Annotated in this window: 9 protein-coding genes; 2 read left to right on the top strand and 7 right to left on the bottom strand. The window is 59.8% G+C overall.

Annotation, left to right across the window (positions count from 1 at the left end; translation table 11 throughout):
• The 7 genes from MOV61_RS09450 to MOV61_RS09420 all read right to left on the bottom strand — a co-directional run.
• On the bottom strand, nucleotides 1–2,122 hold a 2,122-nt coding region (locus MOV61_RS09450), incomplete at its 3' end, for a hypothetical protein (protein ID WP_247136382.1).
• A complete protein-coding gene (locus tag MOV61_RS09445) occupies nucleotides 2,119–3,744 on the bottom strand; it encodes a hypothetical protein (protein WP_247136381.1) in 1,626 nt (541 codons plus the stop codon). The genes MOV61_RS09450 and MOV61_RS09445, both read right to left, overlap by 4 nt.
• A gap of 13 nt (nucleotides 3,745–3,757) precedes the next feature.
• The gene (locus MOV61_RS09440) at nucleotides 3,758–5,587 is read right to left on the bottom strand and encodes a hypothetical protein (RefSeq protein ID WP_247136380.1); all 1,830 of its coding nucleotides are present in this window, start codon (nucleotides 5,585–5,587) and stop codon (nucleotides 3,758–3,760) included.
• A gap of 30 nt (nucleotides 5,588–5,617) precedes the next feature.
• Entirely contained in the window at nucleotides 5,618–6,433 is an 816-nt protein-coding gene (locus tag MOV61_RS09435; RefSeq protein WP_017989597.1) for a phosphoadenosine phosphosulfate reductase family protein, read from the bottom strand.
• On the bottom strand, nucleotides 6,430–9,585 hold the full coding sequence (locus MOV61_RS09430; RefSeq protein ID WP_247136379.1) for a hypothetical protein: 3,156 nt from the start codon (nucleotides 9,583–9,585) through the stop codon (nucleotides 6,430–6,432). Before MOV61_RS09430 ends, MOV61_RS09435 begins: the two co-directional genes overlap by 4 nt.
• Nucleotides 9,585–10,484, bottom strand: a complete 900-nt coding sequence (locus MOV61_RS09425; RefSeq protein WP_247136378.1) for a DUF4007 family protein — start codon at nucleotides 10,482–10,484, stop codon at nucleotides 9,585–9,587. The genes MOV61_RS09430 and MOV61_RS09425 overlap by 1 nt, the downstream gene beginning before the upstream one ends.
• Before the next feature lies 1 nt (nucleotide 10,485).
• On the bottom strand, nucleotides 10,486–11,619 hold the full coding sequence (locus tag MOV61_RS09420; RefSeq protein ID WP_247136377.1) for a cysteine desulfurase family protein: 1,134 nt from the start codon (nucleotides 11,617–11,619) through the stop codon (nucleotides 10,486–10,488).
• A gap of 1,452 nt (nucleotides 11,620–13,071) precedes the next feature.
• Between MOV61_RS09420 and MOV61_RS09415 the strand changes: the two genes are divergently transcribed.
• The gene (locus tag MOV61_RS09415; RefSeq protein WP_247136376.1) at nucleotides 13,072–18,078 is read left to right on the top strand and encodes an AAA domain-containing protein; all 5,007 of its coding nucleotides are present in this window, start codon (nucleotides 13,072–13,074) and stop codon (nucleotides 18,076–18,078) included.
• The gene (locus MOV61_RS09410; protein WP_247136375.1) at nucleotides 18,078–19,502 is read left to right on the top strand and encodes a hypothetical protein; all 1,425 of its coding nucleotides are present in this window, start codon (nucleotides 18,078–18,080) and stop codon (nucleotides 19,500–19,502) included. The genes MOV61_RS09415 and MOV61_RS09410 overlap by 1 nt, the downstream gene beginning before the upstream one ends.
• Nucleotides 19,503–19,632: the final 130 nt, after the last annotated feature.

Raw genomic sequence — 19,632 nt, 5'->3', positions numbered from 1 at the left:
CTTCCGCCAGACGCATCGGGTTCCAGCCGCAGACGATGACCGTCGGCCTGTCCGTCGTAACCTCGGCCACGCCGATCTGCAGGAGCGGGAGCCAGAGGTCGCGGATCGCCCGCGGACTGGAGGCGACCGTGCCCAGCTTTGCAAGGAGGCGGCCGTAGAGCTGCCCCTGGATGATCATCTCCCTCGCCGCGAGACCGTCGCCGCTGCGCATGGCGAGGACGGCCTGGCCGTAGGCGATCCGGAAGGCCTCGAAGGCGGTGCGAAGTTCCGCGTGCGCCTCGTTGGTGAGGATCCCCTCCGCCAGCAGGTCGTCCAGCGACTTCTCCCAGCGCGCATTGATCACGTTCTCCTCGACCTTGTCGTTGGCGAAGTGGCCGTTGTTGTCGTGACGGGCGTCGTTGATAGAGGACTGATTTTCGAGATCGATCGTCTGGATGGATCCGTGCTTGTCATAGCGGTTGGCCGAAACGACCGACCGCAGCAACGGAACCTTCCCGGTCTTCATCACGACGGCGCCCGTCTCGCAGAGCACCTGCAGGTCGTCGGAGAAGGACAAGCCCATCGCGCCGGCCTTCGGAGACCAGATCATCTGCGCCTTCGGGCAGGAGCGGAGCTGCTCGGCCGTCGGCTTTTTCGAAGCCCCGTCGCCGTCGAACAAATGGCTCTTCGGAACGTGGAACGCTTCGAACTCGAAGCCCGTCGCTGTCTTAGATTCCGAGGTGTTCTCCTTGAAGTCGGGACCGTCCCAATGCGACCAGCAGCGACCGAAGTCGAGGACGATCTCCGGCGAAAGCAGCTTGTCGAGGCCCCGGTAGCGGTCGCGCAGGTAGCGGCAGAGGCGGGTGTTCTTGTCTTCCGTCCAGAAGTTCAGGTCGTCGCCGCGCCGCAGGCGAACGTAGACCGCCGACTTGTCGTCGGCCTCATCCGGGATCGCCATGTTGATCAGCGAGAGGAGGCCCTCCTGCAGGTCCTTCGTTTCGACGGGCTTGCGGTAGACCAGCTTCTCCCAGCGGCGGTAGAGCTTCGGCTCGTCGCCGAGCATCGTCGCAAACTGCGAGAAGAACTGCTGATGGACGTCGTCCGGACGGATGCTGTCGCGCTTGAGCGAGGCGAGCATCTCCTTCTGGGGTTCCGTCAGGGTTCCGGGATGGCGGCGGTCGAAGAAGGCCAGCGTGTCCTCGCCAAAGGTGGCGGAGGTCTTCTGGCGCGCGCCTGAGAACAGTGGTTCGACGAGGTCCCACGAGATGCGGGCGACCGTCTCCTGCTCGGGGAGCCATGCCCCCGCTCCGACGTCCGGATTGGAGAGCAGCGCGCGGATCGAGGCGGCGACCGGAGGAGCGACGTCGTTTGATGCCTCGAGCGCGTCGAGGGTCTTCTTAAGCTCGATGACGTTGAGGCTGTCGTCGCCCTTGCTACGCAGATAAAGGGCCGGGCGATGTTCGTCGAAAACCTTGCGGAAGAAGGCCTCGGCCTTGTCCGACCCCTGCTCGATGGCGATGCGGCGGTCGCCGGCGTTCATCGGCAGCCTGAGCGCGGGAAGCGCACGGCGGACGGCTTCGCCAACGGGAAGGCCTTCCGCTCCCGTCATGAGGTCTCGCACCTCGGCCATGAAGCCGGAAAGCATGGTCACTTCAGAGACTATGCCCGCCCGCTTTAACCCTTCGAGCACGTTCGTGAGCTGGTCCTGAATGGGCTGAGACGCCCTCGGGTGGCCGGCGGCCGCCCATCTGGACATGTCGTCCGTCAGCCAGTCGCTGTTGATGACCGAAACGTGGGCGAGGCTGGCGCGGACGGAGGCCGTGTCGCTCTTTGGCACGGAAAAGATGGTGAGCGCCGTGTCGGCAGTTGTGTTTCCCCGGTGATAGGTCGCGGTCTCGTCGGAGACCTGCGCCTTGCCGATCTCGTGGAGGCCGTCCCCGGCGATCTTAGGATGGACGAAGACTTCGACCCGGCCGTGCTCGGTCGTGACCTCGGCGATCTCGCGGGCGACGGCGCAGGTGACGTCGTCGTCAAGGTCGATGATGCCGTAGAGAATGCGGGTCGGCGGGCCGTCCCCCTCCGCTTCCAACTGCTCACGGATACGGTCGGCGGCAATGCGTCCGATGATCGAAAGATTGCTCATCGCGTGGCGCCCCCTTCGGGAAATGGATTGATGACGAATGCGCAGTCGTCGGACTTGCGATCGATGAAGCCCAGAACGCGCAGTCGCTCCTCGAAGCGCCTTTCATTGGACACGAGGGTCTCGCCTGGTGCGGGCAGGACGTTGGAGGCGGACTTGGCCTCCTCGACCCCGATGACGAAGCCGTAGCGGTCGTAGAGGATGCGCAAGAATTCCTGCAGCTCGATGGTGCCGTCGACGTTGGCGACGACGAGGGCCTCGAGAAGAGAGTCGCTGGGGCTGTACCAGCCGCCGACGCCCTGCTTCAGCGTTAGAAGCCCGAGCTGGCGCGAATGGGCCGTGAACGCCTGGCCGATGGAATGGCTTCTGGTCGCCGCCTTCTCAAGCAGTTCCTGCGCCTGCTCGCCCTTCGACCGCGGGTGGGCGGTGCTGTGTGAAGAGCTGAACAGGAACCTGCTCTTCAAGGCGACCTGTGCCTTGCCGCAGTCGATGGCGCTGTCGTCGAGAGACTGCCATTCCTCGGTCTCGAAGTAGGAATGGATGTACGCCTCGACCGCCTTCTTCACGAGGTCCTTGTGGGAGCGGTAGTTCTCGATGGAGGCCGCGCGGACATGCCCGCCGGAAGACGCTCCCAGCATGTCGAGGTAGAAGATCGGACGCGCCTTCTGCCCGTAGGTGCGGGCCGCCTGCTCGACGATGTAGACGACTTCGTTGAGCGCGGTAATGCGCATCAGGTAGTCGAGGGCGTCCTCGAAGGGCACGCTTCTGCGCCTGAGCACGCTCACCCAGTCCTTGGCGAGATGGTCGTAGCGCTCAAGACGCGGCTGGGGAAGATAGGCGAAGCTGTTGGCGGCCAGCGTACGGGCCTTCTGCAGGTCGGCGTCCGGCCCCTGCAGCTTCTTCGCGATCTTGTTCCAGTGGTTCGCCTTGCCGAAGATCCGCTCCTCAATCAGCTCGGAAAGCACGGTCCTGATCTCCTCTGACGACCGCGACAGCATGAGGTAGTAGACCTCGCCCGTGCGGCGGAAGAACCGCCTGTCCAGCTCGCCGTCCCACCCGTCGGACTTCAGCGCGTAGTCCGGGAAGAGCGCGGCGTCGCCGAGCGGCTGCAGATGGCGGGATGTCCAGCGCTTCGCGTGCATCGGCTCGACTTCCGCGGAGCGCAGCAGGTCGACGGCTTCCGAGAACTTGTTGAAGTCGTCGGAGAAGGCGTCGCGCACATAGCCGAAGTCGAGGTGCGGGAAGTCCTTCTTGACGCGCGCCAGCCACTCGTTCCAGAGCGAGTTCTGGTCGGTGGAGTTGCGCTCCGAAAGCGGCAGGATGTCTTGGTCGCGGAACATCAGGTGGCGCAGGTTGTCGTTATAGTAGATGAGATACTGCACCGTCTCATGGACGGGCCGGCCCTCACCGTCGCGCGGCATGTCCGAGAGCAGCGGCTTGTCGATGCGGCGCTGCGCGGTGAGCACGAGCATCAGCTCGATCAGTGAGAACCAGGTCGGCTGGTTGTCATAGATATCAAGACCCCAGATGGCGTAGTCCGTCCACAGGGTCGTCTGCTTAAGATACTGGGAGGCGGGGACCTGTAGGGCGCCAGAGACCGGCCAGAGCATGTGGTTGTCGTTCATCGTCGGCATCCCCTTAGACGTCCAGGCTTTCAGGCTGCATCTGTCCGGTCCGCGTCAGCGACAGGACGGTCACGAATGCCTGCTCGTCCTCGCCGCCGGACGAACTGCTGTTGAGGAAGGTCGAAGAGACGAGCGCGAAGTGCCGAAGCTCCTGCTGGCACTGGCGCGAGAAGCTCGACGGAAGGCTGCCATCGGCGACGCGCATCAGGTATTCGAACTGAAGCGGCCTCAGGTCGAAGGCGTTCTCGCAGCTCTCCTTGATGGAGCGCATGTGGATGGCGACGCGCATCTGCGGCCGCCCGGTCGTCGCATGCCGCTCGATGAGAATGCGCGCGGTGCCAGCTCCCTTGTAGACGGGCTGCTCCGAGAGAGTGATCCGGCCGACCGCGCCTTCGAGGCGTCCGATGGACCTTGCCAGCCACAGGCGTTCGCCGTCCTCCGTCATCATCCCGGTCAGCGTGCGGTTGATGCCCTTGATGAGGCTACGCACGACGCGCTCCTCGACTGTCTTGTCGCCGGTCGCGAGCGCGCCCGTGAATTCGAGATATCGTCCCGCGTGCTGGAAGATCGTCAGCTTCCACGGCGAGATGTCGTCGGCGTCGCCAAGAAGGAAGAAGAGGCGTCGGCGCTGGGCGCTGATAGCCGCCTCGAAGTCGTGTCCGCCGTTCGTCAGCGACCCGCTGAGATATTCGAGCCTGTTCTGGTCGAAGGTGGAGAACCCGTAAGTCGGATCGGCCGTCTCGAGCTTTTCGAGGAGCGGGGTCTCCGGCTTGTCGATGAGGAAGCGGTCGATCTGGTTGTTGGTCTCCAGGCCGATGCCGAAGCTCTGCATCACCGAGAAAACGGGAAGCTTTTCGAGTTCGCGTGGGCGGAAGTTCAGGCCGAGCGCGTTATTGAACGGGTTCGTGTATCGATAGGCGAGGTCGCGCGCCCTCTTGCGGGCCGTACGGCAGGTCATCAGCGGCCTGTCGAGGTTGGCGGCGTCGCCAAGCAGGATGTTGGAAACCAGTACGAGGATGTAGCGTATCGGCAGGTGGCGGTCGTTCAGGGCCGCGATGCGCATGACCTGCGCGAGCCTGTGCCGGAACGGGCTGTTGGCGCCGCGCAGAAGCTCGCGGTTGAGCCGGATCGGACAGGTCGTCTCGACGGTGCAGCCGGTACAGCCGGCGTCCCATTGTTCGTGCTCGACGACGCTGTCGACGATCTGGTTGAAGACCGTGTCGTCGGCGAGCCGGCTGAGGTTGAAGACCAGCGCCGAGACCCGGCCCTGCGGATCGGCTTCGGCGTCGTCCCGCAGCATCTCCATCACGGTCGCGTAGATGACGCCGTAGCGAGTGCGGTCCGCTTCCGGATAGTCTTCGTTCGACGCCGCGTCTCGCCAGAACTTCAGGAGCTGGCCGTCGTTCGCTGCGATCAGCCATACGTTGTCCGGATTCTCGCCGGAAAGACTGGCGGCGAGGCTGGGAAGGATCTCCGCCTTAACGCTGTCCTTCACCTCCGAGAGGTCTTTTACGACGTGCAGCGTGCGTCCGCCTGACAGGGGAACGGCCAGCGCCTTGCCGCCGCTCGTCTTCCAGTCGTCCTCGTTTCCGGACAGGACGTCGAGGAAGAATTTTCTGATGTGGTAGGTCTTGCCGTCTCCCGCGGTCCCGGTCAGTATGAGATTGACCGGAGACGTACCCAGGAAGTTCTCCTGCATGCGCGCAAGACGCGGAGCGACGGCCTCGATGGGCTTCACCCCGTGGCGCTGCACCGCGATGCGGACGTTTTCGTCAACGAGAGAATCGGACGTCGCCGTAGAGCCATAGGAGCTCAGGAACGGTATCAGCGGATTGTCTGCCATTCGGTTTCCCTGTTTTCATTTGGCACCCCCCTACAGGTGGCAGATCGCGCACCCGTCCTCGTCGGACTTCTGCTTCACCTTGCGCCGCGGCATGTCCGCAATCTCGTCCAGGGTCCGGCCCTGGTTCCAGGTGAACTTGCGTCCGTTCTTACCAGTCTCGTACTCCTTCGCCTTGGCGAAGAGGTCCGGATGATGCTCCTTCAGACCCTGCCACTCGCCCTGCTGCTGGAAGAAGCAGAAGTAGCAGCCGGACCGGGAGCGCCAGTCGTAATAGGCAGGCATGCCCAGACCGCTGTCGGTCAGGATCTGCTGCACATCGTCGATGGTCACGCCCTTGTCTTTGTAGGGGTAGACCGGAGAAATGTTCGGCTCCTCCGAGATCATCACGGGCTTGCCGTTCGCGACGTACCCCTGTCGCTTCTCGTCGGCGCGGATTGCGATATATGAGTAGGCCTTATCTTTCCCCACATAGTTTTCAAAAGGATGAATCTTCAACATCCGCGTGCACCAACGCGATTGCGGGCTCGGAAGAAATCCCGAAAAATGCTCCCACAGGATGACGTCGAAAGGCGTTCGCCCGTGACGCTCGGGCACGTTCAGCATCTCGAGCGCCGTGATCCGGACGATCTTCTTGCCGAGGACGTGCTCGAGGCGGTCGAAGTAATCGTACGCTTCCGGCAGCTCGACGCCCGTGTCCGTCGTCACGTATTCGAAGTCGACGTCGGGATAGTTCATGCTCAGCCAGACGGCGAGGCTCGAACTGTCCTTGCCGCCGGAGAGCGGAACGATCTGCCGGGAGGTGGTGTCGTAAACGGCATCGTCTACATGGGTGGGAACGACGGTCATTGCTTTTCCTTTTGCTGGGACCGCTCAATTCTCTCGAGCTGACTTGCAAGATATCGCATTCTCGCACGAATGATCGGCGCCATCTGGACAGGAGGCTCTTCGGTCGACAGAGACGCCTCCTCGATCCGCGTTCTGGCCTCGCGTAGCTCCTTGCGGAAATGCTCCTTGGTGTCGTCCTGCCACTTCTCGACCCCACGGGTCATGAGCACCGAGCTGACGACGCGGGCGAGCCCCTCGACGGAGTAACGGCCCTTCTTCGTATCCCCGAGCGTTCGCAGCACCGTCTTGTCGGTCATCTTGAGGTCGGCACGACGCTGCAGAGCCTCGCCGTCGAGACAGTCGAACCATTCGTGGACCGCCTCGACGGAGCGCTTCTCGCTCCCTTCCAGCCGCAGCACGTCCTCGATGACCTCGACCGCGTCGCGAAGATAACCGTTGACAAGACCGTCGACGCCGTCACGGGCCTCCTTGAGGGCGCTTATGACGAAGGTCAAGCGGGCGGCGTACGGCCGCTCCTGCGGGCCGAAGATCGATGGGAGCGTGTCGAGGATCAGCTCGGCCGGATCCTGTGCTTGGCTGACGGCGCGCAGAAACTTGCTCGCAGAATCCGACATGCGCCGGGAACTTCTGGCCCCTTGCGCCACCGAAGACCCCCAGGTCTCCAGCGCGAGGTTGGCGAACAGCACCTTCTCCTCGAACCTGCCAGGCCTCTCGTACAGGAAGACGTTAGCGAACTCCTCGAGATACCGCAGGATCTGCGGCGAACTCTGGTGCACCTCGATCTCGACCTCTTCAGGCTGCTCGAACATCTTGACCGAGACGAAGCCCATCACGTCGCGGACGTAGCCTTCCTTGGTCCGGATCGTCACCGCCTTCGCGAAGGCTTTGTATCCGGCCATCACAAAAATCGGCACGAGGCCGGCTGCCATGCCGATCGGAGGCCTGCGTAGCACTTCCACCAGTTCGGAGAGCTTGCGGCGTCCTCGCTGCGTATAGAAGTCCTCGACGCGAGACCACGCGGTCATCAGCCCCTTGTCGGCAAGCTCCGAAGGGTCGGCGAAGACGCCGACGCCATCGCGCTCGAAATGGAGGCCGGTGCGTGCGAGCACGGTACGGTAAATCGACGCTTCGGCTGAGCCGTCGCCCTCGGGATAACCGAGACCGGGCACTCCAGAATGGCTGACGAGCCGGGTGATCATCCGGATACGGGCCGTAGACATGTTACGGGAAATCTTCGTGCGGACGATCTGGTCGTTCACGACCTTGGGGGTCAGCGGATACCATCCGTCCAGAATGTCGGAGACGGCGATGCTCGCTGGGCGATCCGCGCTCACCCTCAGTCGCGCTCCGTCTGTCCACCATTCGGAACTGCTCGGTCGGTCGGTGGTGAGTCGGTGCATGACGACCGTTAGCTGACGACGGGCGATCGCGAGAAGTTCATCGATTTCGCGCACGACAAGCGGGTCTTCGGACAGGAACGCCTCGTCCCGCTTGAGCGAAAGCAGCGCCTCTACCTCGAGCGCGGCCTCCGAGACGGGGACGGCTTCGGTCGGAAAAACGAGGATGGTCCGTGGGGACGGATTCTTTGCCAGCGCGCGGGCGAGGGCCACCTGGTCGGCAGTGTCGGCGAGCACGTAGATAATGCGGCCCCAGTCGGCCTCGAAGGGCGCGTCGAGGGTCTTCTGAAGGTCGCCCGCCCTCACGTAGCCGCCGGTCAGATACCGCGAGACGTTATTACGGACGTTGTGGCGCACGGGCCGGATGAACGGGGCGGCGTGCTGTCTTGCGAGGAACGCCATCAGATCGAAATCCGGCGAAAGCCGGATGCGCTCGTCGCGAAGTCGTGAGGCTACGTCGACGTCCGCTCCGTGCCAGACCGACATTTCGTCGTTCAGCTTGCGGTGGATGACGAGCTTCCGCTTCGCGAGGCTGTCGATGACACGTTCGGCCTCCTCGACGGTCGCGCCCTTGGAGACGAGCGCGCCGACGAGCACCGACCGCTTCAAACGCCGGCGCTCGCCAGACGCTCCCGCCTGCAGGAGGAAAGTCGCGGCCAGCGCCTCGCGTTCGATCTCGCTGTCGGCGCGCGATCGAGCGCTCTCCACCTCGACCCACTGTCTGTGTAGTCCGCCGATGCCGACATCGGACTGAATAGCTTGCGAGAAGGCCTCGTAGACCTCATTCATGCCAACCGGACGGTCGAAATCCGTCTGCTCGATGAACGAGAAGAGAGTGCGTTCATTCTGTCCGACGCGGGCAACGAGACGCGGAAGCGCCTGTAGCGCCGCCGCCGTCAGTGGCCATGCCCGCTCTTGTAGGTTCCGCATCTCGTCGGCGTCGGAGACGTCGTCGAACCAGCGCCCCTCGATCGCGCGGGATACCGCCTCCGCACGCATCACCTCCGGAAGCGGAGCGACGGCGCCTGCGCGCGCGGACACGAGCTTCGCGGCGAGCGCGTAAAGCTCGCGGCTGTCTTCGACGAACATGTGCTGTTCGAAGCGTCCCTCAATCTTGCGCCACTCGTTGCGGCTCGTCTGGTTGAGCGTTTGCGCGTAGGCGAGCAGGTTCTGGTGGAGTAGAAGCGTAAGACTGATCGTCGGCCCCTCTGGTCGGACGACGAGTTCTGACAGGTCCTGGATGGCTTCGAGGTCTCGGGTGCGGGCGTCGCGGACGAGGCCCTCGAGATGACGGCCGAACTCGTCCCAGACGATTGCTACGTGGTCGACGTCCTTGAGCTTCCGGATCGCGGCGACGGCCGAACGGACGGACTTCACATCGCCTAGGTCGAGCGCTTCGGCGATCTGCGCCGGAAGGTCGGACACGTAGCCGGAAAGGACGACGGCCTTGCCGCGGGTCTTCGCTGCCACGCGCTCCCTGATCGCTTCCGCGACCTGCGCGTCGACGCCGACGATTTTGGAGGCGAGGTCGGAGAGGACGCCGGAGGACGCAGGGTCGTTGATGGTCGCCAGCACGCCGATGCCGCCCGAGAGCGATTTTCCACTTCCGTACGAAGCGATGACCATCGTGGCCTTATGTCCGAGAACCGCGGCGATGAGCGGAACGGAACGAGAGGTCGGATGGTAGTGGGAAAAACGCTTGGGATGACCGACGTCGTCGCGGATATTGACGGATTTGAACATCTTGGCGCGCATCAACGTGCTCCGATCCGCCTGAAGTGGAGTGAATACCATTCGGGCGCGGTCATGCGTGGCATCGTGATGGTGCGGGTCGACCCGAGCAGCGATAGCCGGACGCCTCGGTCCCGGTACTCCTCGGCGGCGGCGTGGGCCAGCTCGTTGATGGTGTCGCCATCGACGTTGAATAGACGGGCGGGCGACCCCCGGCGGCTGATGAGGTCGGAAAGCGGCAGGGTCTCTGTGTCTGCATCGGTAACGATCCACTGGACACAAGCGAGAAATGCCTCGACCGGAACCGAGTCGAGCGGGGCGGTCTTTTCGAACCGGCCGGTGTCGGTGTGCTTGACGAGAAGCCCTAGCGTCCGCAGGGGCGAGATCGTGAAGTCTTCGGGATCTTGCGCCTCGCTCGCCGGTAGCGACGCGTAGGTTCCGAGCAAGCAGGCGACCTCACGCTGCAGCACGGTGATCGTCGTCTGGTTGACGGCGTGGTCGCGCACGTGGCGAAGCAGGCCTTCGACGCACGTCTCGCGGTCGAACACCCCAGAGCGGAAGTCGTTGAAGAACCAGTTCCAAGCCGTCCCAGGACGGCGGGCCAGGATCATGTGAACAAACCAAGTCGATACAGAGTATTCGAAATGGCCGTCTAACTCGGAAACCAGTCGCCCGAATGAGGTTGCGGTGAGAGGCGAGTGTCGGCCCTCGGAAACGCTACCTCGGGAGGCTAGACCCGTGGCTTCGACCCAGAACTGGAGCGACTTCGCCATGTTCTTGCCAAGACCAAGCGCGTCCGCGGTCTCGATGTCACCCTTGAAGAAACCAGCAGAGATGATCCGCGATAGGCCCTTGTCCAGCCAACCTTCCCGTAAGGCGAAAGTCTCGTGGCGGCCAAATTCGAACTTAGTTTTGCCGACCATGCTACTTGTAAGCCCTTACGCGGCCGACAGCTTCCACAATCAATGGAATGGCTCGGTCGACCTCTTCAATGGTGTTGAGGACAGAAAAGGAGAAGCGGAGGCATTGAAAAGCCTCCCTCTCGGAAAGACCGACGGCTCGTAGGACTGGCGAGGCAGAAGGTTTCATCGACGAACAAGCGGAGCCATTCGAGCAGATAACCCCCTCGGCATCAAGCTGCGCAAGAAGAGTGTCCGCGTCGGCTCCGCGAAACATGACATTGCTGGTATTCGGCAACCTTGGAGAATCCGAGCAGATGACTTTTGTGTCTGGGATTTCCTTTAAGAGCCTGTCCTCAAAACGGCCGCGCAGCCCAGCCAGTTTGGACACTGCACTGTGGAAGTCTTGCCAGCGCTCAGCCACAGCGACGCCCAAGCCCACTATCCCCGGCACGTTTTGTGTTCCCGAGCGGAAACCTCGTTCTTGGCCGCCGCCTAGTATCGTTCGCGGAAGAACATCAGAGAGTCGGTCCGACATCCATAGGAAACCAGTTCCTGTCGGACCATGCAACTTGTGGCCGCTAAACGAAATGCTGTCGGCAAACTCAGTCGACAGTCGAATGCGTCCAAATGCTTGCGCGGCGTCGACGTGAAGGTAGACTTGCGCCACGGATGCTCGACAAAGAGCGGCCACTTGTTCTAGGGGTTGCAGAACGCCCGTTTCGCTGTTTGCGGCTTGTACACAAACAAGAACGATATCATTCGCTGACCTCTCCGACAAAGCCTTCGCCAAGTCATTTAATTGTATCACCCCATCGGGGCCGACCGGAATTGTCGTGGAACTCCCCGCGGCCAGAGCGGGCGCCGCTATCGATGCATGCTCAACGGCGGAAGTTATAATACTACCGTTTAGCTGGTAAAATCCATTTACTACAATGTTGTTAGCTTCTGTGCCGCTGGATACAAAAATGATGTTTTCTGGATCATCGTACCCGAGCGCCACGCATATAGATTCACGCGCACCGGCTAGGAGTCTGCGAGCGAGTGCACCTTGTGAGTGAGCGCTTGAAGCATTTAGCGGGCCTTTTGCTGCAGCCTCGGCTATCGCAAAAGCTACCGGAGCGAGCATTTCTGTGGTGGCGTTAGCATCAAAGAACATTGTAAACGAAGCCTGCCAAATTGCTCCAGATAAAAAATCGAATCACGCGTCTGAGACACTGGAGGGCGTAATTGTGTAATGCATTGCTTTCTTTAGTTGCAAGTCCAGATCATATCTTTTCCGCGCAGAGCAGCTCCGCTTTGTTTCGCTTCGGGTGTCGAGTGCAATTGTACTCTAGCCTCCATGCGGCCAATCGCTTAGCCAATGGTATTTCTATCGCAACTCGGACGCGAAGCATCTCACAAAATCTTCCTGGAATCTCGCCCGTGCTTGTCTTCCAACCAATGGAGGATCTCAGGACCAAGCGAGATATTGTCGACACTGGAAAAGACAAGCTATCGCCAGAACGTGGATTTTGTAATCATTGCCAGGGAACGAGGGATTACCAAAGTGCCACGGTTTGATGGCGCCGTGTGCATTTCAGGAATGGTGTCCACGAGAGGATTCGAACCTCCGACCCCAGGATTCATACCACTTCGGCTTTCGCCGCCGCTTCCGCGTTCGTGGTCTGGACTGTCCCTTCACCATGGGCATTGAGCCGTTAGGTGCCGCCCGTCCAGTCTCTACACACTTCCCCGGATTTCTCCGGGGTTTGGCTCGGGATTGGCATGCTGAAAGGTCAGCGAAGCGTCCCCCGACTTTGAGCGGAATGACTATATAGGTTTCCCAGTACAGCCCCCAATTGAGGAATCCTGTGCTCTATCCTGCTGAGCTACGTGGACCCACAGGCATTTGCTCGATCTGGATAACCGATCCGATGGTGCCGAGCAACTTCAAAATTGAGCTAAGCTGGCGACAGTGTATCACGACGGGCGCATCAAGGAACCGCGCTCCCGATCCAGGCCTACCTGAACCCCAGGATTTCGAAGACCCGCTGGTTTTGTTCGCGGTTGTCTTTTATCGCTAGGTCAAGCATTTCGCAGAGACGTTTGACTTCGTCGTGGCTCGCGGACGCCGCTTGTAGGTCATCGAAATCTCCGAGCATGTCGACTACTGTGACACGCAGGGCATGCCCGCAGGCACGTACTGTTTGAATTGACAGCTTTAGGTTCCTTATCAAGCGTCCGAGCTCGTCTTCCGAAAGCATTTATGAAAGCCCTTTCATAGTGTTGCGGCGAACGGTCGCTTAAGCCGCGAATTAACCCGGCAGCGTTGGGTAGCTTTTGCTTACCCGTAACACTTCGGTGGGAATGAAAAAACGATATGAAGCAATGGCGAAAATTGCAGTCGGTTGAAAATAAATCAACTGTGGTGCTTGTTTCAGCGTCCAGTGACCTGCGGATTTACCAGCAGGTTGATAGTCACAATAGACGGGCTACGCCGCTGGGATCATCGCAAACGTACCCGTGAACCCGACTCTGATATCGGCAGCTTAATGGGCGACAGGCTTTCTTTTGCATCCTTGGCGCGAATCCTCTAATTGATTACATCAAGAATGGGGGGGTGCTCGTCATGGAAATCAGGAATTGCGGCGACGGTGTGCATCCGCGCGAAGTGGCAGGGGTTGAGCGGTTCAAGGCTGAGCTTCCCCACGGTTGGTATGCATTCACTAATCTCGACTTGGTGCTCGGGGCCGGCAAGGCCCGCGAGATCGACATGATCCTGGTCACAGAACACCGGATATTTCTGATCGACATCAAGGACTGGCATGGGAAAATCGAAGAGCGCGGCGGTCGCTGGATCCAAAATGGAAAGGACAAAGACAGTTCACCTGTCCAGAAGATCAATGGCATCGCCCGCGACATCACGAATCGGTTGATGGCAGAATTAAAGAAGCGACCAGAAACCAAGACTCAGCCGACGCCTCTGATCATCGGCCTTGTTGTATTGACAGCAAAACCAGACATAAGTTCGCTTGGGGGGCTCGAGGCCTCGAAGGTGCTCTACATTGACGAGTTCATCAAGGCGTCGCGATCAGAAGCGAAGTTGAAGGAGCGCTTCGGGGAGGCCTATTATCTTTCGAAGCCCCTTACGGACCCTTTTTGGAAAGACAAACTAAGTCGGTTTTTCAACACCGGCACCAACTCGCCGTTCAAAGGCGGGCGAAAGCGTTTTCAGCGTTTTCTTGCCGAAGAGCATGAGGCGTACGTACACCCAAGCGAGATTTATCGGGAGTTCAACGCCGAGGAGGAAGGCAACAAGGCAAGCCTAGGCGTCGTGCGTATGTGGGACTTTTCGAAGGCGCCAGACGGGCGATTTCAAACGAAAGAGGGTAGGCTCGAGATCGCTGGCCGGGAGCAGCAGGTTTACCATTGGCTTCGAGATCGTAACGGGCAAATTGAGCGTTCGCTCGTCGCTCCGCGAGCCGACGATCCTGACAGAGGACCGGACTACTGGGAGGTTTACGACCGGCAGCGACGCACCAAACGATTGGGCGATTTCGTAGCGAGCGAAATACCCCGGCTTCTTCTGACTGAGCGAATTGAACTTGCACGACAGCTTCTCCGTGCGGTCTCGGGGATGCATGAACAAAACAGTTCCCACTTGGACCTCGGCTCGCACAGTATCTGGCTTGAACTTCCTACTTCTGTTCGCCTTTCGCATCTCATGTCTGCGCGCTTCCCCGAAGGCAAGTCTCTTGGGTCCTCGAGATATCAATTCCTTTCAAGCTCCGCTGTGCCCGAAGACATTTTCGACATGGATCAGGGCCCTAAGAGAAAAGATGTCTATCTCCTTGGTCTCGCTGTTCACCGCCTAATATTTGGCATGGCTGCCAGTGGCGAGCCCGCAGAGTGGCGATCCGACATAGATGCGGAGGGAAAGGTCTCCGTGTTGCACCCATGGTTCGCATCAGCCCTCGCTCTCGACCCTGCGGATCGCTTCGAAGATGCCACCCAGGCACTCGCGACTTTCAACAGGCTTACTGCTTCGAAGCCAAGTTCGACGGCGTCTCTTGCGCGCCTGGAAACGTACCGAGGTCGCATCAAGTCTCAAAGGGAGTTCTTCAGGGCCTATCCTGAAGAAGGAGACCTCCTGTCTGAGAGTGGTAGGTTGGACGCTTGGCGCACGACGACGGATGCCGGACAGGCGGTTGCAAAGCTTTGGAAGCAGCCAGCCTGGGGCGACATTTCGCGAGAATCTGGATCGGTCGAAGCCTTCCTTCGGCGCGCACGTGCGCTACAGGCAGATAGTCTCCCAGGACTCGCCACGGTTCGGGAAGCGCTTTGGCTCGGCGACGCCGTCGGTATTGTTCAAGACTGGGTGGATGGGCGCAGTCTGGACGACGAGCTTTCTGACGTCGCCGAAGCATGGCCGGCAGAAAAAGCCCTTACGCTTGTTCAGCGAATTTTGCGAAATGCGCAGACGCTCCACGACCGAGGTTTCGCGCATGGCGATCTAAAGCCAGCAAACATCGTGTTAAGTCACGGCGCCGAACCGGTCTTGATCGACGCGCTAGATTACTCCCCCTCAATCGACGGCGAGATGGTCACGTCTGAATATGCGCCCGAGATTGGAACAGCATACGAGCGTGACCGCTTTGCCCTCACTAAAATTACCGAAGAAGTCTTGGGTAAGTCAGATATTGCACCTCAACTCGCGGCTGATATTGCCAATGCGATAGAGGAGATCCGCGAAAAAGCGCCCACCTTGTCGACACTCGCTCCGCTCGCTGAGAGCGTTGAGCGGGCAATAGCGACATTAATGGCCCCCAATCCCCGCGAACAAGAGCGGCAGACCATCTCCATATCATGCGTGGGCGCGAAGCTTGGTGAGTTGGAACCTGACGAAGGCTATTTTTTCCTTCGCTTTCACCGCGACCGAGCCGGCCGGCTGATCTTTGCCATACGAGGAGCCGCGGAGGAATTGTCTTTCCGGTTGGACATTGATGGGCGCCCAGTCATAGGGCGCCGTTCAGAACTTGAGCAAGGTTTCATTGCAAGGATTTCAAAGTTCGAGTTCCACATGATCGAAGACGGGTTGGCCGTTACCGATGATCGGACGAACGATTTTTCCGATATCGAGGCATTGCTCGCAGACGCCGATATCGCGGCGCGACTACAAGGGGAGCTCGGCGGGCAGGGACCCGCCAATTCTCCGGCTGAGGTAGCGGCGGAGAATGGCGAGCTGCCACCCCAGGGCGACGAGGCTGAGGACGGGCTTGCCGAAGAAATAGGCGGTGAGGCAAGCGATGAAGGCCTTGCGATCGACGTACCGACGCTTTGGAAAGCGTTGATGGACGCCGAGCAGGAGCTAACGACAGAGGGCGCCGCCACTCTCGACAGCGTGTACAACCGGACGACAAACAGACATGCCGTAGCCATTCGTCTCGATGCCGGCGATTTTGAATTTTCTCGAGAGGACAGGGTCGCTGTGGAGCGCCTGGACCGAAAGGGCAACTGGCGCCGCATCGGCCGGCTCGATCTTGATCGGTCCAAGCCTGATTACGCTGTGATACTTGCAGATGAGACCTCTTCATTTCACGATGGAAGATTGGTCGAGGACGGCCAGCGACTTCGCTTTTTAAGTCACTTCGAGGTTCAAAGTTACAAGCGAAGATCGAGCGCAGTAGAGCGCGTGCTCGAGGGCCTCGCGCGCGCGCCGAACCTTGTGTCTGTTTTCGACACCCGTACAGGCATACTGCCAACGGAGACGTCGGTCGACATTTCTGACGAAAGCCTTAACCTCTACGGATTTAACGACGACCAGCTCGCAGCCTTTCGAAAAGTCGTCTCGATGCGTCCGATCGGATTGCTCCAGGGGCCACCCGGAACCGGAAAAACAAGGTTCATTGCGGCGCTTGCCCATTTCGCGCTGACAAGAGGCCTCGCCCAGAATGTTCTCTTGTCAAGTCAGTCTCACGAGGCTGTAAACACTGCAGCAGAGGCCGTCCTGAAGCTTTTCAGAAGCACCGGAATTCAGCCCGACCTGCTTCGGATCGGCATGAGCGACGGCCAAGTTTCGGAACCTCTCCGACCTTATCACACCGCACATGTCGAGCAAGGATACAAGGATCGCTTCAGCGCGATGTTCGCTGAGCGGCTGGGAATAGCGGGTGCGTCGCTTGGGCTACCGCGAGAGCTCGTCGCGGAAGTGATTGTGCTCGAAAGCCAAGTACATCCCCTCATCGAGGGTCTCGCGGACATTCTCGACAATGATGAGGGCGATACTCAACGTATCAATAGCTTGATCGAGACATTGCGGCAGCACCTCCTAGCGCTCGACGTTGAGATCGAATTTCCTAGCAACAATGGAACAGGGCTGGAGTGGCGAAATCTCACAGGCCGACTTGCTTTGGCGCTCTCGCGGCGGGCCACGAAGCTTCATGGCGTCGGCCTGGACAAGGTGGACAATCTCCGAACTGTAGCGGGCATTGCGAGAGATTTCATCGGAAGTGTATCCCGCGTAAATCGCAGCTTCGATACCTTCCTAGCTGGAACCCGTCAGATTGTGGCCGGCACCTGTGTTGGTCTTGGGCGAAGCTCATTAGGTCTGACCACTACACCCTTCGATTTAGTCATCGTCGATGAAGCGGCTCGCTGTACCGCGGGCGAACTGCTTGTCCCACTCCAGGCGGCACGCTGGGCAGTTCTTGTCGGGGATCAAGCGCAACTCGAACCCCAGCACGACGTAGACGTCGTGACCATGGTCTCGAACCGCACGGCGATCCAGAGGGCCGAAATTAAGCGAAGCGACTTCGAGCGCGTGTTCAACTCTGCCTATGGAAGAGCGGCTGGTGCCAAGCTTCAGATGCAGTACCGTATGCTGCCCCCCATCGGTCAGCTAGTATCCGAGACGTTCTATGGAGATCTCAAACTCTCTGCAGGCCGAACGGCGCCGGAAATCCCACCTGACATGCTGCCGCCCACCCTGGCTTCTCCGTTGACATGGATTTCAACGGACGCTCTTGGGAACCACGGTTTCGAGAAGTCGGCGGCTAGCAGCAAACAGAACCGGGCAGAAGCTGACGCGATCGTTGCCTCCGTTGAAGATTGGTTGAACCATGAACCCTTCCGGGAGTGGCTTACGACGCAGACTACTTACCCGATCGGTATCGGCATCATCTGCATGTATGCCGCACAGCGCGACCTTGTCGAAGCCAAGCTTCGACAGTCCTTGGCCGCTCAGTTCCTAGACCGCCACATCAGAGTTGGTACGGTCGATAGCTACCAGGGCAAAGAAAACCCGATCGTGGTCGTATCGCTGGTTCGAAACAATCTTGACGGCCGCGAGAATGCGGCCGGTCGCAAGACTATTCGAGATGGCTTCCTCAAGATCCCGAACAGGGTGAACGTTGCGGCAAGCCGAGCTATGGATAGGCTAGTTTTCGTCGGAGCGTACCGAAATTGGCATGCCGAGGGACCAATGGGGCGTCTTGTCGCGAGCTTTGCTGACCAGCTTAGCGCCGGGGAGGCGCGAACGCTTGATGCGGAAGAAGTCATCGAGATGTCCAAGAGGCCGGCCGAAGTCTCGCAGCGAGCATCAGAGCAAAAGCCTAAAGCTGGTAGGAGGATGAACTGATGAGCTTAGAAAAGCGATCGACGTTGACGCTGCCCCCACGTGATCAGAGAGTTTCAGAACCAGCAACGTCTGAAATACGCGTTGAGATCGGGACCATCGACGTTTTGCTCCCATGCCGCACTTTTGACATCGCATACAAGGTCGCCGAGCTTGGGGTGGTTAGCCCCACACTCGAGTTCTTGCTAAGACTGGTGAAAGTTGTGCCAGGCCTCGAAGAGGCAGAGATCGCGCAGTTCTTTGGCTTCAGTCTGAACGATTTGAGCTACGTGCTTAATGAGGCGACTGAACCTGGTTATGTTGAGCGACGCAATGGACGCGTGTGGCTAAGACCGTCAGGAGAAGAGCTGTTTCGCGGGGACAGCGACGAACCAAAAATATTTTCCGTACAGGAGCGTCGTCGGGTCGTCGGCTTCGATCTTATGTCCGTCGCACCTCAGACGCAACGTAAGCTGGACAATGTCGAGATGGCGCTCCCTGAATTGGCACTCCGCGATGGTGCCGGCCGCGCCGGCGAAAAGGTCCGCGACAGGTTCAGGCTATTCTTCCGTCAGATAACTGAAAGATCTGACAGATCCCGTAGCGACGAAGTTGACTTATATTCGATCGATCGCATCACTCCCCATGCACGATTTCGAATGCCGGTGCGTATTCGGCTACATTCCACCCTTGAAGATCCAAACTCAGCGGACATCGACCTCTCGTCCTGGCGAGACGCTCATGAAGTTGCTGATCGCAAAGAGGTAGAGAGTGCAGCCGCAGTTTTCGCTAAGTCATGCGAAACCACAACTGCGGCCTCTGAGGCGCCGTCGGCCTACGATCTTCTTCTCGAGTTCGCACCCGATTTCCTGAGGGAGTACACGACACGTAATGGCCTGTCGGTGCGTCGGTATTGGCGAGAGGCGGCAACCCGTGCCGGCGAAGCTCGCGTCGACCGCAAGACGATCCCGATCGCTGGTGCACTTCATCTCCGGGAGAATGCAGAACGTTTGCTCGCTATGCTCGACTACGGCATGCGAGAGAATCCTTCTGATCAGAAACAAATTGTGGTGGTTGCGCCGCAGGTCGAGCATTGGGGCGCAACGTTGGAAAACCGCGAACTGCTCGAGGTCCTGAAGACTAGGCTTAAGGACGCCGGGGGTGAAGACCCGCGTTCTTTATGCATGGCAGCAGGAAGGCCACCGTATTATATTCGACGGACCTTCGACGAGGTGGCATGTGCCGACACTCCACCCTATCCGCGGGCCGTTGAGATACTACTCATTCCTGGGACGATGTGCGCGGTCGTAGTACATTCACCTATCGGTGATGCAGCAGGATATCCTGTTCCGCTTGGGTTTGGGTCGTTCGATCAGAAGGTCGTTCAAGTGGTGACGGACCATGTCGAGGAACGCGAACTGAAATATACTAAGCAGGATGCACTGTAGAAATGGAGTGAACCTCGACGCGGCCCACACCAATCGGAGCCGCGGAACGCGTCGCCTGCAGAAGGCAGAACGATCGATGGCTTGCCGCACTGCCCTGGTGTCATTGAGGTGGCCCTTTGGCTTCGAGGCT

It is taken from the genome of Neorhizobium sp. BETTINA12A (genome assembly GCF_023006485.1).
Lineage (GTDB): Bacteria > Pseudomonadota > Alphaproteobacteria > Rhizobiales > Rhizobiaceae > Neorhizobium.
The sequence above is the reverse complement of the archived record's forward strand: the minus strand, read 5'-3'. Positions and strand labels throughout refer to the sequence as shown.

Bases quoted from the DNA above. Each gene is read 5' to 3' on its own strand.
- MOV61_RS09445 (WP_247136381.1), bottom strand. From the start codon at position 3,744: ATGAACGACAACCACATGCTCTGGCCGGTCTCTGGCGCCCTACAGGTC.
- MOV61_RS09440 (WP_247136380.1), bottom strand. From the start codon at position 5,587: ATGGCAGACAATCCGCTGATACCGTTCCTGAGCTCCTATGGCTCTACG.
- MOV61_RS09435 (WP_017989597.1), bottom strand. From the start codon at position 6,433: ATGACCGTCGTTCCCACCCATGTAGACGATGCCGTTTACGACACCACC.
- MOV61_RS09430 (WP_247136379.1), bottom strand. From the start codon at position 9,585: ATGCGCGCCAAGATGTTCAAATCCGTCAATATCCGCGACGACGTCGGT.
- MOV61_RS09425 (WP_247136378.1), bottom strand. From the start codon at position 10,484: ATGGTCGGCAAAACTAAGTTCGAATTTGGCCGCCACGAGACTTTCGCC.
- MOV61_RS09420 (WP_247136377.1), bottom strand. From the start codon at position 11,619: ATGTTCTTTGATGCTAACGCCACCACAGAAATGCTCGCTCCGGTAGCT.
- MOV61_RS09415 (WP_247136376.1), top strand. From the start codon at position 13,072: ATGGAAATCAGGAATTGCGGCGACGGTGTGCATCCGCGCGAAGTGGCA.
- MOV61_RS09410 (WP_247136375.1), top strand. From the start codon at position 18,078: ATGAGCTTAGAAAAGCGATCGACGTTGACGCTGCCCCCACGTGATCAG.